The sequence below is a fragment of the Streptomyces sp. PsTaAH-124 genome (genome assembly GCF_000373685.1).
GTDB lineage: Bacteria > Actinomycetota > Actinomycetes > Streptomycetales > Streptomycetaceae > Streptomyces > Streptomyces andamanensis.
The window spans coordinates 112,931-138,531 of sequence record NZ_KB892207.1; the positions used below are offsets into that span (position 1 = coordinate 112,931).

Here is a 25,601-nt window from a genome sequence, read left to right on the forward strand (position 1 = left end):
GCGTCGCGACTCCGGTCAACCGACCGTCCACGCACACGCTACGGTGGACCGGCCGACGCGTTCGGCGACTCTCCGCGCGCGTGCGCGCGGCGGCCCGAAGGGCTGAGCACGGCCGCGGTCCCGCCACCGGGTGCGGCGCCCCGAAGGTGAACGAGCCATCAGTACGACGAGGTGGGGGCACGGCAACGCCATGGCACAGGGCACGGTCCAGGTGACGCACACCGGCACATCCCGGTGGCGGCGCCGCACGGGTGAGTACGCATCGCTGGCCGCGGCCCTGGAGGCCGCGGCGGACGGCGACGTCCTCACCGTCGCCCCGGGCACCTACCGCGAGAACCTCGTCGTCCAGCGGCCGGTGACCCTGCGCGGTCCCGAGGGCTCCCCCGGCGCGGTGCGCATCGCGCCCCTGGACGGTGTCCCGTTGACCGTGCGCGCCTCCGCGGTGGTGCAGGACCTGCATGTGGAGGGCCAGGACCCGACCGCGCCCGCGCTGCTGGTGGAGGAGGGCACACCGGAGCTGCGGGACGTGCGGATCGTGACCCGGTCCGCCTCCGGACTGGAGGTGCGCGGCGGTGCCCGGCCCACGGTGCGACGGTGCACGGTGGACAATCCGGCCGGGATCGGCATCGCCGTGCTCGGCCTGGCCGGCGGGGTGTTCGAGGAGTGCGAGGTCGTGGCCGCCGGGCAGTCGGGGGTCGCGGTCCGCGACGGCGCCCGCCCCCGGTTCGAACGCTGCCGGATCCACCACACCTCGGGCCCCGGACTCGCCGTGACCGGCGACAACTCCGCGCTGGAGGCGGTGGGCTGCGAGGTCTACGAGGTCCGCGGCAGCGGCGTGCAGGTCAGCGGGCGCGCCTCCGCGCACCTCACCGACTGCGAGGTGCACCGCACCACCGCCGACGGCGTCACCCTCGACACGGACGCCGTGCTCACCCTCGCCGACTGCCGGCTGCACGACATCCCGGAGAACGCGGTGGACCTCAGGTCGCGCTCCGTGCTGACGCTGACCCGCACCACCGTGCACCGCTTCGGGCGCAACGGCCTGTCGGTGTGGGACCCGGGCACCCGCGTGGACGCCAACCAGTGCGAGATCGCCGACAGTACGGGCGACTACCCGGCCGTATGGGTCAGCGACGGGGCGACCGCGGTCCTGGACTCCTGCCGGGTGCACGACGTGCCGGACGCGCTGTTCGTCCTGGACCGCGGCTCCCGCGCGGACGTCGTCGACAGCGACCTGTCCCAGGTGCGCAACACCGCGGTGTCGGTGAGCGACGGCGCCACCGCGCAGCTCGACGACTGCCGGATCAAGGAGGCGGCCACCGGTGCCTGGTTCCGCGACCACGGCAGCGGCGGCACCCTGAACAACTGCACCGTGGACGCCACCCAGACCGGTGTGATCGTCACCAAGGGCGCCGACCCCACCATCGAGCGCTGCACCGTCGTCTCCCCCGCCGAGGCCGGTTTCTACGTCTCCGCCGGGGGCCGGGGCAGTTTCCACGGCTGCCGGGTGACGGGCAGCGGCGGCTACGGCTTCCATGTGATCGACGGCTGCCGTACGACACTGAAGAAGTGCCGTACGGAACGCTGCGCGCGCGGCGGGTACGAGTTCGCGGACGGCGGGGACCCGGCGGCCGGGGCGGGACCGGTGGTCGAGGACTGCACCAGCGACGAGAGCGCCGGCGTACGCCCGCCCGCGTCCGCGCCCAGGGAGACGGCCGTGCAGACGGCGGACACCTCGTCCGGGCTGCTCGGCGTGATCCCCGGGCAGCGGAGCACCGAGCCTCAGCCCCTGCCGTCCGAGCCGCGGCCCGAGCAGCCCGTGCGCACCGCGAAGGACGTGCTCGGCGCGCTGGACGCGCTGGTGGGCCTGGACAGCGTCAAACGCGAGGTGCGCGCCCTCACCGACATGATCGAGGTGGGCCGGCGGCGGCAGCAGGCCGGTCTGAAGGCCGCCTCCGTCAAACGCCATCTCGTCTTCACCGGCTCCCCCGGCACCGGCAAGACGACGGTCGCCCGCCTGTACGGCGAGATCCTCGCCTCGCTCGGGGTGCTGGAGAAGGGCCACCTGGTGGAGGTGTCCCGCGTCGATCTGGTCGGCGAGCACATCGGCTCCACCGCGATCCGCACCCAGGAGGCGTTCGAACGGGCGCGCGGCGGAGTGCTGTTCATCGACGAGGCGTACGCCCTCTCCCCCGAGGACGCCGGACGCGACTTCGGCAAGGAGGCCATCGACACCCTGGTGAAGCTGATGGAGGACCATCGCGACGCGGTCGTCGTGATCGTCGCCGGGTACACGGCGGAGATGGAGCGCTTCCTGTCGGTCAACCCGGGCGTGGCCTCGCGTTTCTCGCGCACCATCACCTTCGGCGACTACGGCCCCGGGGAGCTGCTGCGGATCGTGGAGCAGCAGGCCGAGGAGCACGAGTACCGGCTCGCGGAGGGGACGGCCGAGGCGCTGCTGAAGTACTTCACGGAGCTTCCCCGGGGCGCGGCGTTCGGCAACGGCCGCACCGCGCGCCAGACGTTCGAGGCGATGGTGGAGCGCCATGCCGGCCGGGTGGCGCAGCTCGACGATCCGGACACCGACGATCTGACGCTGCTCTACGCCGAGGATCTGCCCGAACTGCCCTGAGGCCCGGTGGCGTCCGGGGGCGGTGCCTCGCTCCCGGGTCCGGTGTCCGGAGGCGCGGAGCCCGGATCGGCGGCGTCGCCGGGCGCGGGACGCGGCGCGGGCAGGTCCGGGCGCAGCCGGGCCAGGAGCCGTCGCCGTTCCTCGGCGAAGGCCGGGTCGGCCTGGTAGTCGGAGTGGCCCAGGATCGGGGCGGGCAGCGGGTGCCGTGCCGTACGGCCGTGGACCAGCGGGTCCTTGAGCGGGGCGCGGTCGACGTCCGGTCCGGCGTCGTCGCGCGGCAGCAGGACGGGTCCGCCGATGGGGTCGGTGAGCCGGTACAGGTTGCGCCAGCAGGCGACGTCGCGGTGCAGTCCGGTGAGGGCGTCGGGGCCGAAGTGGGCCGGGAACCAGCGGCCGTACAGGCGGGTCAGCGGGGAGCCGTAGGTGAGCAGGGCGACCCGGGCGCGGACCGCGGGGGTGAGCTGCCAGGCCGCGGCGGCGGCCAGCACGCTGCCCTGCGAGTGCCCGGAGAGGACCAGCCGTCCGCCCGTGGCCCGGGTCCAGGTCGCCATGCGCCAGGTGAGGTCGGGCACGGCGCGCTCGGCGTAGCACGGCGGGGCGAAGGGGTGGGCGGCGCGCGGCCAGAAGGTGCCGACGTCCCAGAGGATGCCGATGGTGCGCCGGGCCGAGGCGTCCTTGTAGGCACGGCGGCCCCAGGTGACGAAGAGGACGAAGCCGAGTCCGACGAGCCAGGAGCCCAGTGCCTGCGCGGTCTGGGCGGCGCCCTGGACGGCGGGGTGGGCTCCGCCGGCGGCCTGGACGGGCGTGCGGCCGGTGCCGAGGGCGCCGACGAGTGCGGCGGTGCCGAGGGCCAGGGTGGCCGCGGAGACGACACCGACGACGAGGGGCCCTTCGTCGGTGAGGGTGGCCATCGCGCGGGTGCGCGCGATCCGGCGGGTGCGCTCGCGGTCGGCGGGCCGGCCTGCGAAGTCGCCGAGCACGCGGGCGCGTTCCGTGCGGGCCAGTCGCCAGGTGCGTGCGGTGAGGCGTCCGGCGAGCGCCAGCAGCAGAAGGAGCACCACAGGGATGACGGACGCCTGCCAGGTGAGCAGGACCGGCGGGCCGGGCAGCCGTCCGCCGGTGCCGTCCAGCCAGTCGGCCACCCGCTGGGCGACGCCGCCGGACATCACTCCGCCGAGCGCGCAGGCCAGCATCGCGACCGCGGGTCCGCCCTGTCCGTGCAGCGCGGCCCCGGGTCCGGGCGGGGTGTCGGTGGGGCTGTGGCCCGCGGGGCGGCTGCGGTGCAGTGTGCGGGCGGTGGCGGCCAGGGCGACGACCAGGAGGCCCTGGGTCAGGGAGAGCGCGCCGAAGGAGGCGTCGCCCGGCAGTCTGCCGGTGGATGTCCAGGACGGGCGCGACCAGCCGGCGTAGAGGACGGCGAGCAGGAGCAGCAGGAGCGCGCCGAGCGGCAGCCGGCGGGCGAGGCGGCGGTCCAGGCGCCGGTCCGGCCGGTGTTCGCTGCGGCCCCGGCGGCAGACGACGGCCACCGCGGCGGCGCCGGTGGTGAGCAGGGCGGCGTGCAGGAGCCAGCCGAGGACGTCCAGGGCGGCGGGGCCGCCGGGCCGCCGGTCGAAGTGCGCGGCCGGGGTGGCGACCGCCGCGGCGACGGTGAGCAGTCCGGCGGCGGTGTGGGCGGCGCGCAGCCGGGCCACCAGGCGGCGGCCGTACCAGAAGCCGGGGCGGGCCAGGGCGCCGCCGCCGGGTTCCCCGGGTCCGTCGCCCGGGGTCGGCGGCTGCTGGGACTCGTAGGCGCTCCAGGTGCGGTGGGAGAGGTAGCACAGCAGGCCGGTGAGGGCGGCGGGGACCAGGGCGGCCAGGGCGAGGCGGCGGCCCGGCTGGCTCCACCAGCCGCCCGACGCGGGTGCCAGGAAGCCCAGCCAGGAGTGGCGCGAGGTGCACGCGCGCGTGCCCGCGCACTGCCAGGCGGCCAGGTCGAGCGCGACCTCGCAGGCGGCGGCGACGAGCAGCACGGTGAGGGTCAGTCCGGCGAGACGGACCAGGAGGCCGTACAGGCGTACGGTGCGCGGGCGCCGGTGGGCGGCGGGGCGCATCCAGTGGGCGAGGTTGACGACCATGAACGGCAGCAGCAACAGCCACAGGGCGCGGCTGCCGTCGCCGGAGGTGAGGTTGCACCAGACGTACGCCTCGGGCACCGGCCGGCCGTCGTGGGCCCGGGGCCGGGTCTCGGCGTCGGCGTCGGCGGCGCGCCGGTAGACGGCCGCGGTGTCGTCGCCGGTGACGCGGACCGTGCGTCCGTCGTCGAGCATCTGCTCGGGTGTGGTGCCGCCGACGCCGTGGACGAGGAGTTCCAGGGCGGGCGGGGCCGGGCCGGCGGCCGGGCCGCCGGGCGTGTCCGCCGGGTCCGGGCGGGTGCCGTCCGGTGCGTCGCCGGGCGCCGGGCGCCGTCGTGTCCGCTCCATCGCCGCACCTCCCCCGTGACGCGCCGTGGTCCTCGCCGGTCCCCACCAGGATCTCGGTCAGCGGCCCGTGGCACAGCCCCTGTCACGGAATCTCCCCGATCCGGGTGACATGCGGGCCGCGGCCGCCGGGCGCGGTGATCCCGGCGTACGCGCTGCGGACGGGCGATGGCACCGGGGCGGGCGGCCCGTGCGAGGATGGGACGCCCGCACCCGGGGGCGGGTCGGGCCTCCTGGTCGGACCGGGTGGGCCGGGGCGGCCGTACGGGCCCGAGGCGAAAGGAACCGGAGCACACGTGAGCGAGAATCAGAACCTCCTCGCGGAGCAGCGGCGCGCTCTGATCCTCGACGAGGTCCGGCGGCGCGGCGGGGTCCGGGTCAACGAACTGACCCGCAAGCTCGGCGTGTCGGACATGACCGTACGGCGTGATCTGGACGCGCTGGCCCGTCAGGGCGTGCTGGAGAAGGTGCACGGCGGCGCGGTGCCGGTCGTGGAGGCCAGTACGCACGAGCCGGGTTTCGAGGCCAAGTCGGGGCTGGAGCTGACGGCCAAGGAGGACATCGCGCGGGCCGCGGCGCGGCTGGTCCCGCCGGGCTCTGCGATCGCCCTGTCGGGCGGTACGACGACGTACGCCCTGGCGCATCATCTGGTGGACGTGCCGGATCTGACGGTGGTCACCAACTCGGTGCGGGTGGCGGACGTGTTCCACACGGCGCAGCGCACCTCGGGCCCGCGGCAGGGGGCGGCGACCGTGGTGCTGACCGGCGGGGTGCGCACGCCGTCCGACTCGCTGGTGGGGCCGGTGGCCGACCAGGCGATCGCGGCGCTCCACTTCGACATGCTGTTCCTCGGGGTGCACGGGATATCGGCGGAGGCCGGTCTTTCGACGCCGAACCTCGCGGAGGCGGAGACCAACCGGCGCCTGGTGCAGTCGGCGCGGCGGGTCGTGGTGGTCGCCGACCACACCAAGTGGGGTGTGGTGGGGCTGAGTTCGTTCGCGACGCTGGAGCAGGTGGACACGCTGGTGACGGACGCCGGGCTGCCGCCCGGGGCACGCGCCGAGATCGCGGAGCACCTGCGGCTGGTCGTGGCGGGCGAGCCCCCGCAGGAGCCCGCCCAGGAGCCCGCGGGGTCCGCGGAGCCCGCGGAGGAGCCCGCCGGCTGAGTTCCGGTCCGGGCGCCCGTGGCGGCGTCAGCGCGGCCAGGCGCCCGTCGTGAGGAAGGTGTCGAGGGTCGCGGTGTACGGCGTGTGGTCCAGGCCCTGTTCCGCCAGCCAGGTGTCCGAGTAGTACTTGTCGAGGTAGCGGTCGCCGGGGTCGCACAGCAGGGTGACCACACTGCCCCGGCGGCCCTGTTCGCGCATCTCGGCGACGATCTTCAGGGCGCTCCACAGACCGGTGCCGGTCGAGCCGCCCGCCTTGCGTCCGATGACCCGCTCCAGGGCGCGTACGGAGGCGACGGCCGCGGCGTCGGGGACCTTCATCATCCGGTCGATGGCGCACGGCACGAAGCTCGGTTCCATCCGGGGGCGGCCGATGCCCTCGATGCGTGAGCCGCGCTCGCAGACCACGTCCGCGTCCCCGGTGGTCCAGCCCTCGAAGAAACAGGAGTTGTCGGGGTCGGCGACGCAGATACGGGTGTCGTACTGCATGTAGTGCACGTAGCGCGCGAGGGTCGCGGAGGTGCCGCCGGTGCCCGCGGTGGCGACGATCCACGCCGGTTCGGGGAACCGCTCCAGCTCCAGCTGGCGGAAGATGGATTCGGCGATGTTGTTGTTGCCCCGCCAGTCCGTGGCCCGCTCGGCGTAGGTGAACTGGTCCATGTAGTGGCCGCCGGTGTCCACCGCGAGCCGGGCGGACGCCTCGTACATGGTGCGCGGGTCGTCCACGAAGTGGCACCGGCCGCCGTGGAACTCGATCAGGCGGCACTTCTCGGCGCTCGTCGTGCGCGGCATCACCGCGATGAAGGGGACGCCGATCAGTTTGGCGAAGTACGCCTCGGAGACGGCCGTCGATCCGCTGGACGCCTCGATGACCGGGCGGTCCGGGCGGATCCAGCCGTTGCACAGGCCGTAGAGGAACAGGGAGCGCGCCAGGCGGTGCTTGAGGCTGCCGGTCGGGTGGGTCGACTCGTCCTTGAGATAGAGGTCGACGCCCCACTCCTCGGGCAGCGGGAAGCGGAGCAGATGGGTGTCGGCCGAGCGGTTGGCGTCCGCCTGGACCTTGCGTACGGCTTCTTTGAGCCAGTCCCGGTAGCCGGGGTCACTGCGGTCGACGTCCTGGGTCTCGCCGGTCCGGCGCTGCTCGGTGGTGCTCACGGCGGGACTCCTCACACTGGGCCGCGACGGCGTGTCGCACGGCCGGACGCTCTCGATGATAGACACCTTCGTCACGCTTCTCACCTGCATAAACGCCACTTTGGGAGGCTCAAAGGCAGCCCTGGGGCGCGGCACGCCAGAGCGCGTCGGCGGCGCATGGCGGGCATGTCCGGGGGCGTGTTCGCGCCAGTGCTCCGGGCGCGGTCCGTCCGGTGTCCCGCGCGCACTGGTGCCCGCTGCCGAAGCGGGGCAGACTGCACCGCGCGGGACGAACAGCCCGCCGGGGCGCACCGGGCCCCGGACGAACCGCGCCGGTCCGCGACCCGGTGGTCCTCAGGGTCCGGCGCGTGCGAGGGGGCGGTCAGGGATGGCGGAGCCGGAGTTCACGGCCACGGGCGTGCGGATCGCCAGGCGACTGCGCTCGCTCACCCGGGCCGGGCGGGTCCGGATCAGCGACGGCCGGCTGGAGCTGCTCACCAGCTACGGCAGCGAGATCGACAGCGCGCCGATCCGGGCGGTGCGCGCCTCCCGGCCCTGGCTGGCGCCGGAGGACCGGGCACTCGCCGACCTCAACGGCCACCGGTACGTGCTCACGCTCGGTACGGGCGACGCCGTGCCCGGGGAGCCGGGACCGCCCGCCGCGCACCGGTTCATCGAGGCCGTGCGCAGAGCGGCGGGGGCGGCCGGAGCTGCGGGGGCGGCGGGAACGGCGGGGCGGGACGGCTGAGCGTCACGGCCCGGCCCGGGGACCGCTCGAAACTGGCGCGAACTTGCGCTCCCGAACCCCTTGCGTCACGCTGGTCTCACGTCACTCTGGGTTTACCGGCGATAACGCTGCGAACCAGCCCGCCGGCCACGACAGCAGGCGGCAGTGTCACGCAGGCGCCCTGCTGCATCCGAAACGTCGTGTTCTTCCGGACCTCAACGTCGGGGAGTCGCAGCCGTGATCAGTCACCCAAGCAGGCACTGCACGGTGGAGCTCCAAGCCCTGCCGTCGCGGATCGGCCAGGTCCGCAGAATCGTATCGGCGCACTTGCGCTACTGGCATCTGGACCCTCTGATAGACCGGGCCGCGCTCGGTGTGACGGAGCTGTTGACCAACGTCCACCAGCACGCCCGGCCCGACAAGTCGTGCACCGTCGAGCTGGAGTTGCTGCTCGACCGGCTCACCGTCTCCGTACGCGATCACGATCCGCGTCTTCCGTCGGCGGAGGACATGGGCGCGATCGCGCCGCTGGCCACCGAGGGCCGGGGGCTGGCGATGGTGGCCGCGATGAGCGAGAGCTGGGGTGCGCGCCCGGACGGCGAACAGGGCAAGGTGGTCTGGTTCACCCTGCCCACGGCGGCCGCACCGGTCACGGCACCCGCGCGGGTGCCACGGCTGGCGGGCGGGGAGCAGCCCGTGCGCCGGTTCACCGAGGTCGAGCCCGTGCTCGACGGCGCGCGCCCCGCGCACGCTCCCGCTCGGTCCGCCGTTCCCGGCTGACCGGGCGGTGACGGCGGCGACCTCGTGACCGTGCCGGAGACGGCGTCCGGTCGCGTGACCTGCCCCGCCGCCCCGCCGGTCCCCCAGCACTCTGGGACCGGCGGGGCGTGGGCACGCCGGACGGCGCGATGCCGGGTGTCGATGCCGGTGTCGGTGGCGGTGTCGGTGTCGGTACCCGCGCCGGTGCGGCGGGGCGTCCGGCGGGTACGGGCCGGGTGGTCACCGGGCCCGGTACGGTCGCGCGAGTACGTCGGCCCCGGGCGCCGCCGTCGAGTTCACACCCGGCCGGAGGGCGGCCGTCCACAGGACGACCGCGCGCGGCGGGCCCGCACCCCCGGGGCGATGACAGCCGTGCCGGTCAGCGGGTCCCGGCCTTGTCGAGGCGGCCGAAGTGCTCCTCCAGCACGGACATCCGGCGCCAGTACTCCTCCTCGTCGATCTCGCCGGAGGCGAAGCGGCGGCCGAGCACGCCCAGCGGCGAGTCGCCCGCGGGCCGGGCGGCCGGCCCGCGCCACGATCCGGCCACCGGTCCGCGCCAGGGCCCGATCCGGCCGCCGAGCCCCGTCCGGCGCAGGACGGTGACCACGCCGACGATCACGGCCGCCCAGATCAGCGGGAAGAGAAGGATCCACGGTCCGGGCCCGCCGCCCCAGTTCGCCATGGCCTGCATATGGGTCTGCATCTGAGTTCATCTCCTTCGGAGGTTCTCCCGTACTGCCTCGACCCTGCCCCCGGAAGGGCCCCGGGTCGTCGTACGCCCAGCGGCAGTGCGCGTACCTCGCGGGGAGTACGGAACGGGGTACGGCGCGAACGCGGGCCGTGTGCACCTGGATCTACCTGGACCTACCTGAGTCCACCTGGATGTACCTGGATGTACCTAGTGGTACATACCCCTCGCGCGCGGGGACCCACACCCCCGGTGAGGCCACTGGGATCCGTCTTGATCTTGGTTTTGTAACTACTAGTATGTACAGTGGCCGCATGAGCACAGAGGAGCGACTGATCCGGTCCACGCGTGAGCTGCTGTGGGAGCGCGGATACGTCGGCACCAGCCCGCGGGCGATCCTGGAACGCGCGGGGGCCGGACAGGGAAGCATGTACCACCATTTCAAGGGCAAGCCCGACCTCGCGCTGGCGGCGATCAGGCGCACCGCGGAGGAACTGCGCGCCGAGGTGGAGGCGGTGCTGACCGGGCCGGGGACGCCGTACGAGCGCATCGAGGGCTATCTGCGGCGCGAGCGGGACGTGCTGCGCGGCTGCCCGGTGGGGCGGCTGACGATGGACCCGGACATCGTCGCCAGCGACGCGTTGCGCGCACCGGTCGACGAGACGCTGGACGCCATCAGGGAACGGCTCGCCGGGATCGTCGAGGAGGGCAAGGAGCAGGGGGAGTTCCCGGCCTCGCTCGACGGGGAGGAGATCGCCGCGGCGATCCTCGCGACCGTGCAGGGCGGATACGTCCTGGCCCGCGCCTCCGGCTCCCCCGGCGCCTTCGACGCGGGGGTCCGCGGACTCCTCGCTCTGCTCGCCCCGCACCGCCCCGCCGAGACGGTCTGAGGAAGGACCTGCACATGCACGCGATGCAGTACGAGATGACCTTGCCCGCCGACTACGGCATGGATGTCATCCGGGACCGGGTGGCTCGGCTCGGGCATCTGCTCGACGACTGGGGCGGGCTCGGCCTCAAGGCGTATCTGATGCGCGAACGCGGCGTGGACGGCTCGCCGGTCAACCAGTACGGGCCGTTCTATCTGTGGCACACCGTCGAGGGGATGAACTCCTTCCTGTTCGGCGGTCCCTTCCAGGGGCTGGTCGGCGACTTCGGCAGGCCGGTGGTGCGGCAGTGGACGGGGCTGGCGTACGAGGAGGGCCGGACCGCGGACACGGCGGCGGCCTTCGCGGTGCGGCGGCGCACGCCGGTGCCCGAGGGGGTGGAACTGGCCGAGTTCGCCGAGGAGACGGTGGACGGGACGCGGCGGCTGGCGGACCAGGACGGAGTGGTCCTCGCAGCGGCCGGGGTGGACACGAGCCGCTGGGAACTGGTGCGCTTCTCCCTCTGGTCGCACCGCGAGGCAGCCCTGTCCGCCGTATCTGGCGAGTCCGGCGGCGACGGCGAGGTGTTCCAGGTCCTGCACCTGTCCCAGCCCGGACGCAAGACACTGGTGCCCGGACGGCAGTGGTGACCGCCGGCCGCACCGCCATCCGCACCGTGCTCGGTGACATCCCACCGGACGGGCTCGGGGTGACCGACGCACACGACCACCTCTTCCTGCGCAGTCCCCTGCTGGCCGGGCAGGAGCTGGACGACGTAGCGGCCGCGCGGGCCGAACTGGGCGCGTTCCGCGCGGCGGGCGGGGAGGCCGTCGTGCAGTGGACGCCGTACGGGATGGGGCGCCGGGCCGCCGAACTGCCGGGTGTCTCCCGGGCGGCGGGCGTGCACGTGGTGTGCGCGACGGGACTGCACCAGGCCGGTCACTACGCCGAGGAGACACTCGCCGCTCTGCGCGGCCGCCTCGCCGAGGTCTTCGTCGCCGAACTGACCGAGGGCATCGGCACCTCGGGCGTCCGGGCCGGTCTCGTCAAGGTCGCCGGGGGCTTCCACGCCCTGGACGCGCACGCCCGCTGGACGATGACCGCCGCGGCCGAGGCCCATCACGCCACGGGCGCGCCGGTCGCCGTCCACCTGGAGCAGGGCACGGCCGCGCCGGACGTCCTGGACCTGCTCTGCGGAACGCTGGAGGTGCCGCCCCACCGGGTGATCCTGGGACACCCCAACCGGTTCCCCGACCCGGTCCTGCACCAGCAGGCGGCGCGCACCGGCTGCTGGCTCGCCTTCGACGGCCCCTCCCGCGCCCAGCACGCCACCGACTGGCACATGCCCGAGGCCGTGCGGGCGCTGGCCGACGCGGGATTCGGCGGACAATTGCTGCTCGGCGGCGACACCGTGACCGCGGGGGCCCGGTCGGTGAACGGCGGTCCCGGGATGCCGTATCTGCTGCGCCGGGTACGTCCGCGTCTGGCGGCCGGTCTCGGCGAGGAGCTGACGGACCGCGTCCTGCGGGAGAACCCCGCCAGGGCGTTCGCCGTCGAGTGGGCCTGACCGCGGGCCCTGCCCAGCACAGCACAGCACAGCCCGACAGAGGCAGCACGACAGAGCGCGCACGACAGAGCACAGGGGGAACACCAGGACACGAGAGGAGTCCCGGCCCCCACGGGGACCACCTGGGAATCCGCCGGGACGAGGGCATCGTCCACGTGGCGATCGCCCTGCGCGCGGGCCGGAGCGACGGGCGCAAGCGGGCGCTGTACGCGCGCATCGCCGCACTCGCCCACGCGTACGCCGGTGCGGAGCCCCGCAACGTCTTCGTCACCCTCACCGAGAACGGCCCGGCCGACTGGTCACCGGGCCATGGTGAGGCGCAGTATCTCGACTCCTGACCGGGTACCGAGGGTGCCGTCGGCCGGTCAGGTGAGGGCCCCGAGCGGGTCGTCCAGGACCGGCTGCCAGGCGAGTTCGGCCGCGCCGACCAGGCTGTTGTGGCTCAGCGTGCAGGGCAGGATGGGCACGCCGCCGCTCTGCCCCCACAGGCTGCGGTCCGCGACGACCGCGCGCAGCCGGCCGGGATCGGCGTCGAGCAGGGCGCGGTGCAGCCCGCCGAGGATGATCCGGTCCGGGTTGAGGATGTTCACCAGGCCCGCGAGGCCGAGGCCGAGCCGGTCGATGAGCGCCTCGGTGGCGGCGCGGACGGCCGGGTCGCCGTAGCGGCCGCGGATCAGGTCCTCGGCCTGCTTCAGCAGGGACACCTCGGGGCCGGGCGCGCGGCCCGCGGCGGTGAGGAAGGCCAGCGGGTCGGCCTCCACGTCCAGACAGCCCCGGCCGCCGCAGTGGCAGGGCCGGCCCTCGGGGTTGACCGTGAGATGGCCGACCTCCAGCGCCAGCCCCGAACTGCCGGTGTGCAGCCGCCCGTCCAGGACCAGCGCGCCGCCCACGCCCCGGTGTCCGGTGGCCACGCACAGCAGGTCACGGGCGCCGCGTCCGGCGCCGTGCCGGTGCTCGGCGAGCGCGGCGAGGTTGACGTCGTTCGCGGCGAAGGCCGGTTCGGTGATCCCGGCCGCGCGCACGCACTCGGCGAAGATCCGCCGCACGGGCGCCCCCGCGGGCCAGGCGAGGTGCAGCGGGTTGAGGGCCAGGCCGTCCGGTTCGGCGACGGCGGAGGGTACGGCGAGACCGGCGCCGACGCAGCGGCGCCCGGTGCTGCGCAGCAGTTCGGCGCCCGCCTCCACGACCGAGCCGAGCACCTTGGCCGGGTCGGCGTCGACGGTCTCGCAGCCCGGCGCGGTCGCCACGATCCGGCCGCCGAGACCGACCAGGGCGGCGCGGAAGCCGTCGGCGTGCACCTGGGCGGCCAGGGCGACGGGACCGTCCTCGGCGACCGCGAGCCGGTGCGAGGGACGGCCCTGCGATCCGGCCGCCGCGCCCGGCCGCGCGTCCACCCTGATCAGGCCCAGCGCCTCCAGTTCGGCGGCCACCGCGCCCGCGGTCGCGCGGGTCACGCCGAGTTCGGCGGTGAGCACGGCGCGGGTGGGGGCGCGTCCGGTGTGCACCAGCTCCAGCGCGGGTCCGAGCGCGCCGCGCCCCCGGTCAAGCCGCGTCCTCGACGTGGTCCCTTCCCCCGCCGCCCGGGGGTCCGCCTTGCCGCTCATGAGGGCGAGTCTCCCATGATCCGTGCGGGCGGCGGCCTGCCGCCCGCACGGGCCCCGGCCAGGCGTCCGGGCGGGCCCCGGCCTACCGCCCGCTCACCCGGAGGGTGATGTTCAGCCGCCCGTCCAGGCCCAACTCGGGCGGCGCGGTGCCCGGGTGGACCCGCGGTACGCCGTGGTACGCGAGCCGGGCCGGGCCGCCGAAGACGAACAGGTCGCCGCTGCGCAGCTCCACGTCCGTGTACGGGCGGGCGCGGGTGGCGGTGTTGCCGAAGCGGAACACACAGGTGTCGCCGAGGCTCAGGGACACGACCGGCGCGGCGGAGTGCTCGTCGCTGTCGCGGTGCATGCCCATACGGGCCTCGGCGTCGTAGAAGTTGATGAGCGCGATGTCGTACGCGGCCCCGGCGGCGGCCTCCGCGCCGAGCGCCCGGGTCACCGCGTCCCGGCCCAGTGCGCCCAGCCAGTCCGGGAACGGTTTGACGGGGGCGCCGTCGCCGTCGACGGCGGTGGGGGCGTAGCCGTACGGGTACCAGTGCAGGCCGAGGCAGACCTGCCGGGCGGTCATGGCGTGGCCGCCGGGGGTGCGCACGGTGCGCAGCCCGGCCGGCGGGCGGGCCCACTCCCGGCAGGCGGTGAGCAGGTCGCGCTGGCGGGCCGCGTCCAGCCAGTCCGGTATGTGCACGGCGCCCGGCGCGATCTCTCTGCGGGAGCGCGGGAACAGCTCGGCGTCCATGGTCCCATCCTGCCTCCGGCGAAGGTGCGCAGCGGAGCGGGCGGGTCCCGGCGCCGCGGGGCGGCCGGACCGGACGGCGATTTGACGGCAGGGCCTAGCCTGGACGGACGATGAACGACCGTATGACGACGCCCTGGGGCGAGCTGACGCTGGCCCGCCACCCCGAGGACCCCCGCGACCGGCTGCGTGCCTGGGACGCCTCCGACGAGTATCTGCTGCGGCACCTCGCCGAGCGGACGCCCGGCCCGTCCGGGACGGTGGTGGTGCTCGGTGACCGGTGGGGCGCGCTGGCCACGGCGCTGGCGGCGCACCGGCCGGTACAGATCACCGACTCGTTCCTCGGGCAGGAGGCGACCCGCCGCAATCTCGCCCGCAACGGTGTGGAGACGGGTGCGGTCCGGCTGCTGACCACCCAGGACGCGCCGCCCGAGCGGATCGACGTCCTGCTGGTGCGGGTGCCCAAGAGCCTCGCCCTGCTGGAGGACCAGCTGCTGCGGCTGGCACCCGCGGTGCACGCGGACACGGTCGTCGTCGGCACCGGCATGGTCAAGGAGATCCACACCTCGACGCTGGCGCTGTTCGAACGGGTCCTCGGCCCCACCCGGACCTCGCTGGCCGAGCGCAAGGCGCGGCTGATCCTGTGCACCCCGGACCCGGCCCTGGAGCGGCCCGCGAACCCGTGGCCGTACGCGTACGCGCTGCCGGAGGGGACGGGCGCGGTGGCGGGGCGGCGGGTCGTCAACCACGCGGGGGTGTTCTGCGCGGACCGGCTGGACATCGGCACCCGCTTCCTCCTGGAGCACCTGCCGGACGGGCGGGGCGCCCAGCGGGTGGTGGACCTCGGCTGCGGCAACGGGGTGGTGGGGACGGCGCTGGCGCTGGCGAACCCGCAGGCGGAGGTGCTGTTCACGGACGAGTCGTTCCAGGCGGTGGCCTCGGCGGAGGCGACGTACCGGGCGAACGGCGTGCCGGGGCACGCCGAGTTCCGGGTCGGGGACGGCCTGGACGGGGTGCCGTCGGGCAGCGTGGACCTGGTGCTGAACAATCCGCCGTTCCACTCGCACCAGGCGACGACGGACGCGACGGCGTGGCGGATGTTCACCGGGGCGCGGCGTGCGCTGCGCCCCGGTGGTGCGCTGTGGGTGGTCGGCAACCGGCACCTGGGCTACCACGTGAAGCTGCGCCGCCTGTTCGGGAACTGCCGGCTGGTGGCCGGCAGCCCGAAGTTCGTGGTGCTGTCCGCCGTCAGGCGGTAGGCGCGGCGGCGGGGGCGCCGATCACGCGGATGAGCCGTTCCACCTCCTGTGCCATCGCCTCGCGGCCGACGCCGAGGTACTTGCGGGAGTCGACCGCCTCGGGGTGCGCGGTGAGGTGGGCGCGGATCGCGTCGGTCATGGCGATGTTCAGGGCGGTGCCGACGTTGACCTTGGCGAGGCCCCCGGCGACGGCCGCCGTCAGTTCGGCGTCGGGCACGCCGGAGGAGCCGTGCAGGACGAGCGGCACGTCCAGCGCGTCGGCCAGCCGCCCGACGAGGTCGTGGTCGAGGGCGGCGGTGCGCTCGGTCATGGCGTGCGAGTTGCCGATGGCCACGGCCAGGGCGTCCACCCCGGAGTCGGCGACGAAGGCATGCGCCTCGCCGGGGTCGGTGCGGGCGCCGGGCGCGTGGGCGTCCAGCGGCGGCTTGCCGTCCTTGCCGCCGACCTGGCCCAGCTCGGCCTCGATCCACAGGCCCCGGGCGTGCGCCCATTCGGCGGCGGCCCGGGTGGCGGCGAGGTTCTCCGCGTAGGGCAGCCGGGCGGCGTCGTACATCACGGAGCTGAAGCCCGCGTCGGCCGCCTGCCGCAGCAGGTCGTCGCTCTGCACATGGTCGAGGTGCAGCGCGACGGGTACGGCGGCCTGTTCGGCGGCGGCGGTGGCGGCGCGGGCGAGCGGCAGCAGCCGCCCGTGGCGGAACCTGACCGCGTTCTCGCTGACCTGGAGGAGGACGGGTGCGCCGGCCGCCTCGGCGCCGGCGACGACGGCCTCGATGTGTTCCAGGGTGATGACGTTGAAGGCGACGACGGCGGAGCGCGCGGCGGCGGCGCTGCCGACCAGCTCACCGGTGGCTGCAAGCGGCACGGCCTGTTCCTTTCGGGGGCGGAGCGGGGGTGGGCCGACCGGTCCGACCCGGTCTGACCTGTTCTGAAGCGGTCGGATCCGGTCGGACCGGAGCGGATGACGAGGCCGGGCCGGATCGCGTGCGGTCGGCCGGATCGGGTGCGGTCAGGCCGGGTCCGGGGCGAGGATCACCGAGCGGGTGAGGTGGCGCGGCTGGTCGGGGTCGAGGCCGCGGGAGGCGGCGACGGCGACCGCGAGGCGCTGGGCGCGGACGAGTTCGGCCAGCGGGTCGAGGGTGCCCTGGATCCACAGCGCGCCGGTGCCGGCCACCTGCTCGGCGAGCCCCTCGGGCGCCTCGTCGAGCGCCCAGGTGGCGGTGCCCGCCGTGGTGACGCTGATCGGGCCGTGGCGGTACTCCATCGCCGGGTACGCCTCGGTCCAGGACAGGGACGCCTCGCGCATCTTGAGGCCCGCCTCGTTGGCGAGGCCCACGCTCCAGCCGCGGCCGAGGAAGGTGAACTGCGTGCAGTCGACGAGTCCTTCGGGCAGCGGCTCGGCGAGCGCGGTGCGGGCGTCGGCGACGACGGCCTCGGTGTGCAGGCCGAAGTGGGCGCGCAGCAGGGTGAGCGCGGTGGTGGCGAACCGGGTCTGCACGACGGAGCGTTCGTCGGCGTAGTCGAGGACGACGACGTCGTCGGCGGCCGTCATCACCGGCGTGGCGGGGTCCGCGGTGATGGCCGTGGTGCGGGTGGTGCCCTTCGACCGGGCCAGCAGGTCGAGCACCTCGGTGGTGGTGCCGGACCGGGTCAGGGCGATGACGCGGTCGTAGGACCGGCCGTGCGGGAACTCGGACGCGGCGAAGGCGTCGGTCTCGCCCTGGCCGGCGCCCTCGCGCAGCGCGGCGGCGGACTGCGCCATGAAGTACGAGGTGCCGCAGCCGACGATCGCGACCCGCTCCCCCGGCGCGGGCAGCGCCCCGCCGTGTCCCGCGGCGTCGGCCGCCGCTCGGGTCCAGCACTCCGGCTGGCTGGTCAGCTCGTCCTCGACATGGCTCATGGCACACCCTCCCGGGGTCATCTGATTGTTCTTGCAAGATACAGCGCAGTTTCGAGCACAATCAAGCATTTGCCGCTGCGCGAAGTGCGCTAGGGTCACGGAGGACGCAGGAGCAGGAACGGAGGCCGCCGATGTCGCGGGACGCCCGCTGGAAGGCGCTGCTGGAGCTGCTCGTGGAGCGCGGCCGGCTGGAGGTCGAGGAGGCGGCGTCCCGGCTGGAGGTGTCGGCCGCGACCATCCGGCGCGACTTCGACCAGCTCGCCGAGCAGCAGATGCTGGTGCGCACCCGGGGCGGCGCCGTCGTGCACGGTGTCTCCTACGAGCTGCCGCTGCGCTACAAGACGGCCCGCCGCGCCTCGGAGAAGCAGCGGATCGCCCAGGCGGTGGCCGCCCTGGTCGCACCCGGCGAGGCGGTCGGCCTGACCGGCGGCACCACGACCACCGAAGTGGCCCGCGCGCTCGCCGTCCGCGGTGACCTGGGCTCGGGCACGCCCGCCCTGACCGTGGTGACCAACGCGCTCAACATCGCCAACGAGCTGGCCGTACGGCCCCAGTTCAAGATCGTGGTCACCGGCGGGGTCGCACGGCCGCAGTCGTACGAGCTGATCGGGCCGCTGGCGGACGGGGTGCTCGGGCAGATCACCCTGGACGTGGCGGTCCTCGGAGTGGTCGCCTTCGACGTCGCGCACGGCGCGGCGGCCCACGACGAGGCGGAGGCCGCCATCAACCGCCTGCTGTGCGAGCGCGCCGAACGCGTCGTCGTCGCGGCGGACTCCAGCAAGCTGGGCCGTCGCGCCTTCGCCCGGATCTGCCCGGCGGAGTCGGTGGACACCCTGGTCACGGACGCGGCGGTGGACGGGGAGACGGTGCGCTGGTTCGAGGAGGCCGGGGTCCGGGTCCTCACGGTCTGAACGGCCCGCCCCGACCGGGACGGTCCACCGGCGGCCCGCGGCCTCCGGGACGACTCCCCTGCCGCCCGCGGCCTGCTGGAAGGCGGCGGCGCCCCGGGGGTCCTGGCCGCCGCGGGGACACGCCGCCTCAGGTGCGCAGGAAGCCCACACCACGGCCGTCGTTGCAGCCCACGGGGACCGGCCGGTCCTCCCCGAGGCCGCCCTGATCGGCCTTGAGCGCGACGCTCATGAGGGACAGGAGGAGATCGACGTCGGCCGAGGCGTCGAGACGGATGGTGACCCAGGAGGAGCCCGGCACCACGCGGACGGCGGCGAAGCGCCTGAGGTCGCGCGAGAGCCGCCGTATGGCCCGGTCGGTCAGCTTGAGGTCGACGTCGCGGTCGGAGTGGAAGTGGGCGATCTCCCCGTGCGCCGAGCTGAGTGCCTGCCCGGTGCCACAGCTCGGTGCCGCTTCCATCAGGTCGGGCCAGGTGGCCAGTTGGGCGAGTGCACGCGTGGCGAGCGTCATGGCCCCATCATGACGCGCTCACCGCACGGCAACCGGTGCGTGAGCAAGCCTTAACCGATCCGTGTCCGAAACCGTCCGGGCTTCACCCGTTCGGCTGAGGTACGGCGAATGGCGCACCGATGGCGTACTGATCGCCGCCCCGGCGTACCACCCTTGTCCCAGGGGGACGCCCGTCCCCCGCCCCGTCGCGAAGGAGTGGTGGACGCATGGAGGACAGCCGGGTGGAGCAGGCGGACCACACCGCGGTGCGGGTCGCCCTGTGGCGGGCGCTGCATCTGCGGGCCGATCCACCGCCGTACGTCTTCGAGGACGAGGTGGGTCTGCGGCTGGCGGCGCCCGGCGACGACTGGCCGCGCCGCCCCGACATGGACCCCGAGGGGACGCGGACCTTCCGGGCGGGCGTCGTGGCCCGCGCCCGCTTCGTCGAGGACCTGGTGACGGCCGAGGCCGCCCGGGGCGTCACGCAGTACGTCGTCCTGGGCGCCGGACTGGACACCTTCGCGCAGCGCCGCCCCGAGGAGGTCGCCGCCGGGCTGCGGGTGTTCGAGGTGGACCGGCCCGGACCGCAGGCGTGGAAGCGGCAGCGCCTGGCGGACCTCGGGCTGGGCGTCCCGGAGGGCCTGCGGCTGGTGCCCGTGGACTTCGAGACGGGCGGATCCTGGTGGAAGGAGCTGGTCGCGGCGGGCTTCGACGCGGGGCGCCCGGCGGTGGTGGCCTGCACCGGCGTGAGCATGTACCTCACCCTGGAGGCGATCACCGCCACCCTGCGCCAGGTGGCGGCGCTCGCGCCCGGTTCCACGCTGGCCATGACGTTCATGCAGCCCGCCGAGCTCCTGGAACCGCGCACGCGCGCCCTGCTGGAGAACACGACGCGCATGGCGCGGGCGTCCGGGACACCGTTCCTCAGCTTCTTCTCCCCGCGCGAGATGCTGGACCTCGCCCGCGAGGCGGGGTTCACGGAGGTCCGCCATGTGTCCGCGGAGGACCTGGCGCGGCGCTACTTCGACGGGCGCGCGGACGGGCTGCGGCCCGAACCGGCGGAGGAACTGCTGGTCGCCTCGGTCTGAGGACGGCCGGGTCCCCTCGCGCGGGAGCCTCCGGCCGCCCGTGGAGGCACACTGGCAGTGAGCCCGTCGGTCTGGCACGAGGGGGTGTCGGCAATGGCACGTCGTGCGGGAATGTGGCTGTGGCGCTGGCAGCGCAATCCGCTCAGGCGGACCAGCGATGTCGTCGAGACGTGGATCCTGGCCGCCGCCTGGGTCCTCGCCGTGGTGGGCGCCCTGGTGGCCGGGCTGCTGACGGCGGGCGTGATGCAGCAGAACGCGCAGCGTGCCCGTGCGCAGAGCCACCCGGTGTCCGCCGTCCTCACCGAGGGCGGGTCCCGCAGCGCCGCCCGGCCGGCCGGAGGCGCGCTGGTGTGGGGGACGGTCCACTGGACCGATCCGGACGGCTCGGTCCACACGGGCCGCACCCGGGTGCCGTCCGGTGTGGCCGCCGGATCCCACCTCACCGTCTGGACGAACGGCCGCGGCGCCCTGACCTCCCCGCCCGCCTCCGCCGCCGACACCGCCTTCCAGGCGGTCCTGGGCGGCCTGTGGGCCGGCACGGCCACCGTGGGGCTCGTCGTCGGCGGCGCCAAGCTCGCGCAGAACCGGCTCGACCACCGCCGCGACGCCCAGTGGGCCGAGGAGTGGGCCCGGATGGACGCCCGCTGGGGCCGTATGACGGGCTGACGGGCGACGGGCGACGGCAAGGCTCCCGCCGCAGCCGCCGTCAACAGCCTGACCTGCGGAGAATCCGGCCATGACGGCCATGAAGCGCGCGCCCCACCCCCTTGCCCCGTTCCCGGCGCCCTTCTAGCCTGGTTTTGTGCCGCTGATAAACAAAGTCCGTCCGCACAACGTCGTGCCGGACCGCCCGCTCGTCCGCCTCCGGATCGCCCTCACCGCCTTCTTCGCCCTCGACGGCTTCGTCTTCGCCGGCTGGGTGGTGCGCATCCCGGCCATCAAGGAGCAGACGCACTCCTCCACCGGAGCCCTCGGGCTCGCGCTCCTCGGGGTCTCCGCCGGAGCCGTCGTCACGATGACCCTCACCGGCCGGCTGTGCCGCCGCTACGGGAGCCACCTGGTCACGGTCGTGTGCGCGGTGCTGCTCTCGCTCAGCGTGGCCCTGCCGCCGCTCACCCACTCCGCCCTCGCGCTGGGCGCCGTCCTGCTGGTGTTCGGCGCCGCCTACGGCGGCATCAACGTCGCCTTCAACAGCGCGGCCGTCGACCTGGTGGCCGCGCTGCGGCGTCCGATCATGCCGACCTTCCACGCCGCCTTCAGCCTCGGCGGCATGGTGGGGGCGGGCCTCGGCGGGCTCGTCGCCGGGCTCCTGTCCCCCACCCGCCATCTGCTGGCGCTCACCGTGACCGGTCTGCTCGTCACGGCCGTCGCCGGACGGACGCTCCTGCGGCTGGACTCCCCCGTGCCCGCGGACGCCCGGCGGGCCCGCCCGGACCGCCGCGACGGGCACCGGCAGGGCGCCCGCACCCGCGGGGTCGTCCTGGTCCTCGGGCTCATCGCCCTGTGCACGGCCTACGGCGAGGGGGCCATGGCCGACTGGGGCGCGCTGCACTTCGCCCAGGACCTGCACGCCTCGCCCGGTGTCGCGGCGGTGGGCTACTCGTGCTTCGCGCTCGCGATGACCGTGGGACGGCTGTCCGGCACCACGCTGCTCGAACGGCTCGGCCGCACCCGTGTCATCGTGGGCGGCGGCTGCGTCGCCGCGGCCGGCATGCTCCTCGGCTGCCTCGCGCCCGCCGTGTGGGTGGCCCTGCTCGGCTTCGCCGTGACCGGCCTGGGGCTCGCCAACCTCTTCCCCGTCGCCGTAGAGCGAGCGGGCACGCTGGCCGGTCCGGACGGCGTCGCGACCGCCTCCACACTCGGGTACGGCGGCATGCTCATGGGACCCCCGGCCATCGGGTTCATGGCCGACTGGCTGTCCCTGCGAGCCGCGCTGGCCAGCGTCGCCGTACTGGCCGCCGTCGCCGCCGCGATCGGGTTCGCGACGCGACGGACGGCGTACGAGTGAACGGCGCTCAGGAGGCTGCTTCCGGGCCCCCCGCCTCCCCCTGCGCCTTCGCCCCGTCCCCCGCGGCCTCGGCCTTCCCGGCGTCCTCGTAGACCTTGGCGTCGGACGGCGCGGGGCGCTCGACCCGGCACACCAGGGCGTCGTTCTCGACGTCGGCGACGATGGTGTCACCGGGGTCGGCCGAGTCGCTCAGCAGCAGGGAGGCGATGCGGTTGTCCAGCTCGGCCTGGAGGGTGCGGCGCAGCGGACGGGCGCCGAACTCGGGCTGGTGGCCGTGGGCGACCAGCAGCTTCTTCGCCGCCTCGGTGACCTCCAGCTCCATGCCCTGGGCGCGGACCCGGCGGCGGCTGTTGTCCAGCAGCAGGTCGACGATCTGGTTCAGCTCCGCCTCGCCCAGGCCGTGGAAGATGATGATGTCGTCGATGCGGTTGAGGAACTCGGGCAGGAACCTGCCGCGCAGGTCCTCCATCAGCTGGTCCTTGATGGCGGCGACGTCGCCGTGGTGCGCGAGGATCCGCTGGGCGCCGATGTTCGAGGTCATGATGACCACGGTGTTGCGGAAGTCGACGGTGCGGCCCTGCGCGTCGGTGAGCCGTCCGTCGTCGAGGACCTGGAGCAGGGTGTTGAAGACGTCCGGGTGGGCCTTCTCGACCTCGTCGAAGAGCAGCACGCTGTAGGGCTGGCGGCGGACCTTCTCGGTGAGCTGGCCCGCCTCCTCGTGGCCGACATAGCCGGGCGGGGCCCCGACGAGCCGGGAGACGGTGTGCTTCTCCTGGAACTCGCTCATGTCGAAGCGGACCATGCGGTTCTCGTCGCCGAACAGCAGCTCGGCGAGCGCCTTGGCCAGTTCGGTCTTGCCGACGCCGGTCGGTCCGAGGAAGAGGAACGAGCCGACGGGCCGGTTGGGGTCGCCCATGCCGGCCCGGCTGCGGCGCACCGCCTGGGCGACGGCGGTGACGGCCTCGTCCTGCCCGACGACGCGCGAGTGCAGGGCGTCCTCCAGCTTCAGCAGCCGTTCCTTCTCGCTCTCGGTGAGCTGGGAGACGGGGATGCCGGTGCGCCGGGACAGGACGTCGGCGATGTCGGCGACGGTCACCTCCAGCACGCCCTCGCGCCGCTCGGCGAGCCCCTCCAGCTCGGTCTCCACGTCGGTGATGCGGTCCTTCAGCTCGGAGGCGCGCTCGAAGTCCTCCGCGGCCACGGCCTGGTCCTTCTCGCGGCGCAGCTTGGCCAGCCGGTCCTCGCGCTCGGCGACCTCGGTGGACCGGCCCATCGAGCGCAGCCGCACCCGCGCGCCGGCCTGGTCGAGCAGGTCGATGGCCTTGTCGGGCAGGAACCGGTCGGTGACGTACCGGTCGGACAGCTCGGCGGCGGCGGCCAGCGCGTCGTCGCTGTAGCGGACCTGGTGGTGGGCCTCGTAGGAGTCGCGCAGGCCCTCCAGGATCTGCACGGTCTCCTCGACGCTGGGCTCGGGCACCATGACCGGCTGGAAGCGGCGCTCCAGGGCGGCGTCCTTCTCGACGTACTTGCGGTACTCGGTGAGGGTGGTGGCGCCGACGACATGCAGCTCACCGCGGGCGAGGGCCGGTTTGAGGATGTTCCCGGCGTCCATCGAGCCCTCGCCGGTGGCGCCCGCGCCGACCACGGTGTGCAGTTCGTCCAGGAACAGGATCGTCGACTCGGAGGCCGCCTTGACCTCGTCGATGACGTTCTTCAGCCGCTCCTCGAACTGGCCCCGGTACTGGGCGCCGGCGACGAGTCCGGTCAGGTCGAGGGCGACGACGCGCTTGTTCTCCAGGGTCTTGGGCACGTCCCCGGCGATGATCCGCTGGGCCAGTCCCTCCACGATCGCGGTCTTGCCGACGCCCGGTTCGCCGATCAGCACGGGGTTGTTCTTCGAGCGGCGGGAGAGGATCTCCACGGTCTGCTCGATCTCCTCCGCCCGGCCCACCACCGGGTCCAGCTTCCCGGCGCGGGCCTCCTCGGTCAGGTCGCGGCCGTACTGGTCGAGGGTCGGCGTGTCGCTCGGCGGCTCGGCGCCGCCGGGCCCGGCCTCGGAGCGGGCGACGCTCTCCGCGCCGCGGCGCAGCTGCTCGGTGTCGATGCCGTGGGCGCCCAGGATCTTGGTCGGTGCCGCGCCCGGGGTGTCCAGCAGGGCGCCGAGGATGTGCTCCGGGCCGATGTAGGAGACACCGGCCGCCCGGGAGTGCTCGTAGGCGCGCAGCAGCACCCGCTTGGCGGCCGGGGTCAGGCCCGGCTCGGCCGAGGGGGTGCCGCTCTCGGCGGGCAGCGCCCGCGCAAGGTCGGCGGCGAGCCGGTCGGGGTCGGCGCCCGCCTGGGCGAGCAGGCCGCGGGCGGGTTCCACCTGGGTGCAGGCCCACAGCAGGTGCTCGGTGTCCAGGTCGGAGCTGCCGTCCTCGGCCGCCTTGCCGGTGGCGCGGTTGATCAGGTCCTGGGCGGACTCGGTGAGCAGCCGTCCGATCGGCACCCGCTGCACCTGGGGCGGCGAGGCGCCCGGGGTCATGCCGAAGAAGCGGTTGAGGATCTCGGAGAACGGGTCCGGGCCGCCGAACGAGGCACCGAAGGGAGACATCGTCATGATCGCCGTCCGCAGCGTGGGGAAATGAGACCCTTCAAGACCAACCCACCATTCGGCCCACCGCAACGCGGCATACGCCGACCCAGTGCCGTAGCGGGGTGCCGAGGGGCCGCCGCGCCCCGCCGCGGGCGGCGGCCGCACCGGGACTCCTGCCGCCCGCACGGTCCCGGGCGGTCCCGGGCGGTCGCCAGGAGCGCACGCCGTGCGGCACACTTCCCGCCATGAAGACCGCCGAGTATCTCGACGCGCTGGACCGCGAGGGCCGGCTGCTGGCCGCCGCCGCCGAGGAGGCCGGGACCGGGGCCGCGGTGCCGACGTGTCCGGACTGGCGGGTGCGGGACCTGCTGCTGCACACCGGGGCGGTGCACCGGTGGGCCGCCGCTCTCGTCGCGGACGCGCACACCGCGCCGCGCCCCCCGGTCGATCCTCCGCCCGGTCTCGACGGCGCCGCGCTGGTGGAGTGGTACCGCGACAGCCACCGCGGCCTCGTGGCGGTGCTGTCCGACGCGCCGGAGGACGTGGAGTGCTGGACGTTCCACCCGGCGCCCCTGGCGGTGCCGTCCGCACTGGCCTTCTGGACCCGGCGGCAGGCGCACGAGACGGCGGTGCACCGCTTCGACGCCGAGGCGGCGCGCGGCAAAGTGCCGTCCCCGGTCGGCGCGGAGTTCGCCGTCGACGGCATCGACGAGCTGCTGCGCGGTTTCCACGCCGGTTCCCGGAGCCGGGTCCGTTCGCCCCGGCCGCGCGTGCTGCGGGTGCGTGCCACGGATCCGGCCGGGTCCGGTGCGGACACCGCGGTGTGGACCGTACGGCTGTCGGAGGGACCGCCGGTCACCGAGCCGGGCGGCGGCGCGGACGCCGAGGCCGAACTCTCCGGGCCCGCGGACCAGTTGTACCTGGCGCTGTGGAACCGGGTGGCCGTGCCGCGGGTGACGGGCGATCCCGCGCTGGCGGCGCTGTGGCGGGAGACCTCGGGGATCGGCTGAGCAGCGGGGCCGGGCGGACGCGGACCGGACCGGGCGGCCC

The 25,601-nt window shown here is 74.6% G+C and carries 23 protein-coding genes; 14 read left to right on the plus strand and 9 right to left on the minus strand.

From position 1 onward, the window contains the following. Positions 1-190: 190 nt before the first annotated feature. Complete coding sequence (locus B086_RS0134180; protein ID WP_018570938.1) at positions 191-2,632, plus strand: right-handed parallel beta-helix repeat-containing protein; 2,442 nt, start codon at positions 191-193, stop codon at positions 2,630-2,632. On the opposite strand, the gene B086_RS0134185 is transcribed toward B086_RS0134180, so the two are convergent. Next, positions 2,602-5,091 (minus strand): hypothetical protein, encoded by a 2,490-nt coding sequence (locus tag B086_RS0134185; RefSeq protein ID WP_018570939.1) that lies wholly within the window; start codon positions 5,089-5,091, stop codon positions 2,602-2,604. The genes B086_RS0134180 and B086_RS0134185 overlap by 31 nt on opposite strands. Before the next feature lie 293 nt (positions 5,092-5,384). Between B086_RS0134185 and B086_RS0134190 the strand changes: the two genes are divergently transcribed. Then, on the plus strand, positions 5,385-6,254 hold the full coding sequence (locus B086_RS0134190) for a DeoR/GlpR family DNA-binding transcription regulator (RefSeq protein WP_018570940.1): 870 nt from the start codon (positions 5,385-5,387) through the stop codon (positions 6,252-6,254). A gap of 27 nt (positions 6,255-6,281) precedes the next feature. Here B086_RS0134190 and B086_RS0134195 read toward each other — a convergent pair whose 3' ends face one another. After that, entirely contained in the window at positions 6,282-7,406 is a 1,125-nt protein-coding gene (locus B086_RS0134195) for a PLP-dependent cysteine synthase family protein (protein WP_018570941.1), read from the minus strand. Positions 7,407-7,773: 367 nt separating this feature from the next. On the opposite strand from B086_RS0134195, the gene B086_RS0134200 reads away from it, so the two are divergent. Further along, positions 7,774-8,133 carry a hypothetical protein gene (locus tag B086_RS0134200; RefSeq protein ID WP_018570942.1) on the plus strand — a complete coding sequence of 120 codons (360 nt, stop codon included), beginning with the start codon at positions 7,774-7,776 and terminating at the stop codon, positions 8,131-8,133. Between the two features lie 216 nt (positions 8,134-8,349). Further along, on the plus strand, positions 8,350-8,892 hold the full coding sequence (locus tag B086_RS0134205) for an ATP-binding protein (RefSeq protein ID WP_078510121.1): 543 nt from the start codon (positions 8,350-8,352) through the stop codon (positions 8,890-8,892). A 358-nt stretch (positions 8,893-9,250) separates the two neighbouring features. Here the strand turns inward: B086_RS0134205 and B086_RS0134210 are convergent, their stop codons facing one another. After that, positions 9,251-9,562: an SHOCT domain-containing protein gene (locus B086_RS0134210; RefSeq protein ID WP_018570944.1), complete on the minus strand. Its 312-nt coding sequence runs from the start codon at positions 9,560-9,562 to the stop codon at positions 9,251-9,253. Between the two features lie 296 nt (positions 9,563-9,858). Between B086_RS0134210 and B086_RS0134215 the strand changes: the two genes are divergently transcribed. Genes B086_RS0134215 through B086_RS43415 form a run of 4 tightly spaced genes read left to right on the plus strand, consistent with a single transcriptional unit; the run spans position 9,859 to position 12,330 of the window. Then, on the plus strand, positions 9,859-10,449 hold the full coding sequence (locus B086_RS0134215) for a TetR/AcrR family transcriptional regulator (RefSeq protein WP_026253064.1): 591 nt from the start codon (positions 9,859-9,861) through the stop codon (positions 10,447-10,449). A gap of 14 nt (positions 10,450-10,463) precedes the next feature. Further along, a complete protein-coding gene (locus B086_RS0134220) occupies positions 10,464-11,075 on the plus strand; it encodes a DUF4865 family protein (RefSeq protein ID WP_018570946.1) in 612 nt (203 codons plus the stop codon). Then, positions 11,072-11,992 (plus strand): phosphotriesterase family protein, encoded by a 921-nt coding sequence (locus B086_RS0134225; protein WP_018570947.1) that lies wholly within the window; start codon positions 11,072-11,074, stop codon positions 11,990-11,992. Before B086_RS0134220 ends, B086_RS0134225 begins: the two co-directional genes overlap by 4 nt. Continuing rightward, complete coding sequence (locus B086_RS43415) at positions 11,983-12,330, plus strand: tautomerase family protein (protein WP_078531277.1); 348 nt, start codon at positions 11,983-11,985, stop codon at positions 12,328-12,330. Before B086_RS0134225 ends, B086_RS43415 begins: the two co-directional genes overlap by 10 nt. 27 nt (positions 12,331-12,357) lie before the next feature. Here the strand turns inward: B086_RS43415 and B086_RS0134235 are convergent, their stop codons facing one another. Continuing rightward, on the minus strand, positions 12,358-13,596 hold the full coding sequence (locus B086_RS0134235; RefSeq protein WP_018570949.1) for an ROK family protein: 1,239 nt from the start codon (positions 13,594-13,596) through the stop codon (positions 12,358-12,360). Positions 13,597-13,678: 82 nt separating this feature from the next. Continuing rightward, positions 13,679-14,329, minus strand: a complete 651-nt coding sequence (locus B086_RS0134240) for an alpha-ketoglutarate-dependent dioxygenase AlkB family protein (protein ID WP_018570950.1) — start codon at positions 14,327-14,329, stop codon at positions 13,679-13,681. A 122-nt stretch (positions 14,330-14,451) separates the two neighbouring features. Between B086_RS0134240 and B086_RS0134245 the strand changes: the two genes are divergently transcribed. Beyond that, a complete protein-coding gene (locus tag B086_RS0134245) occupies positions 14,452-15,585 on the plus strand; it encodes a methyltransferase (RefSeq protein ID WP_018570951.1) in 1,134 nt (377 codons plus the stop codon). On the opposite strand, the gene B086_RS0134250 is transcribed toward B086_RS0134245, so the two are convergent. Then, on the minus strand, positions 15,575-16,447 hold the full coding sequence (locus B086_RS0134250; RefSeq protein WP_018570952.1) for a class II fructose-bisphosphate aldolase: 873 nt from the start codon (positions 16,445-16,447) through the stop codon (positions 15,575-15,577). The genes B086_RS0134245 and B086_RS0134250 overlap by 11 nt on opposite strands. Before the next feature lie 144 nt (positions 16,448-16,591). Further along, positions 16,592-17,482, minus strand: coding sequence for an SIS domain-containing protein (locus B086_RS0134255; protein WP_018570953.1), 891 nt, complete (start codon positions 17,480-17,482; stop codon positions 16,592-16,594). Between the two features lie 131 nt (positions 17,483-17,613). Between B086_RS0134255 and B086_RS0134260 the strand changes: the two genes are divergently transcribed. Next, positions 17,614-18,393, plus strand: a complete 780-nt coding sequence (locus B086_RS0134260) for a DeoR/GlpR family DNA-binding transcription regulator (RefSeq protein ID WP_018570954.1) — start codon at positions 17,614-17,616, stop codon at positions 18,391-18,393. Positions 18,394-18,520: 127 nt separating this feature from the next. Here the strand turns inward: B086_RS0134260 and B086_RS0134265 are convergent, their stop codons facing one another. Beyond that, the gene (locus B086_RS0134265; protein WP_018570955.1) at positions 18,521-18,901 is read right to left on the minus strand and encodes a luciferase family protein; all 381 of its coding nucleotides are present in this window, start codon (positions 18,899-18,901) and stop codon (positions 18,521-18,523) included. A 206-nt stretch (positions 18,902-19,107) separates the two neighbouring features. On the opposite strand from B086_RS0134265, the gene B086_RS0134270 reads away from it, so the two are divergent. From B086_RS0134270 to B086_RS0134280, 3 genes are all read left to right on the plus strand, one after another. Continuing rightward, a complete protein-coding gene (locus B086_RS0134270; protein WP_018570956.1) occupies positions 19,108-19,968 on the plus strand; it encodes a class I SAM-dependent methyltransferase in 861 nt (286 codons plus the stop codon). Positions 19,969-20,061: 93 nt separating this feature from the next. After that, positions 20,062-20,634: a hypothetical protein gene (locus tag B086_RS0134275; RefSeq protein WP_234029424.1), complete on the plus strand. Its 573-nt coding sequence runs from the start codon at positions 20,062-20,064 to the stop codon at positions 20,632-20,634. Positions 20,635-20,806: 172 nt separating this feature from the next. Continuing rightward, entirely contained in the window at positions 20,807-21,976 is a 1,170-nt protein-coding gene (locus tag B086_RS0134280; RefSeq protein WP_018570958.1) for an MFS transporter, read from the plus strand. Between the two features lie 7 nt (positions 21,977-21,983). On the opposite strand, the gene B086_RS0134285 is transcribed toward B086_RS0134280, so the two are convergent. Beyond that, positions 21,984-24,575 (minus strand): ATP-dependent Clp protease ATP-binding subunit, encoded by a 2,592-nt coding sequence (locus tag B086_RS0134285; RefSeq protein WP_018570959.1) that lies wholly within the window; start codon positions 24,573-24,575, stop codon positions 21,984-21,986. 221 nt (positions 24,576-24,796) lie between these two features. Here B086_RS0134285 and B086_RS0134290 point away from each other — a divergent pair, with 221 nt between their 5' ends. Continuing rightward, the gene (locus tag B086_RS0134290; protein WP_018570960.1) at positions 24,797-25,561 is read left to right on the plus strand and encodes a maleylpyruvate isomerase family mycothiol-dependent enzyme; all 765 of its coding nucleotides are present in this window, start codon (positions 24,797-24,799) and stop codon (positions 25,559-25,561) included. Positions 25,562-25,601 lie beyond the last annotated feature (40 nt).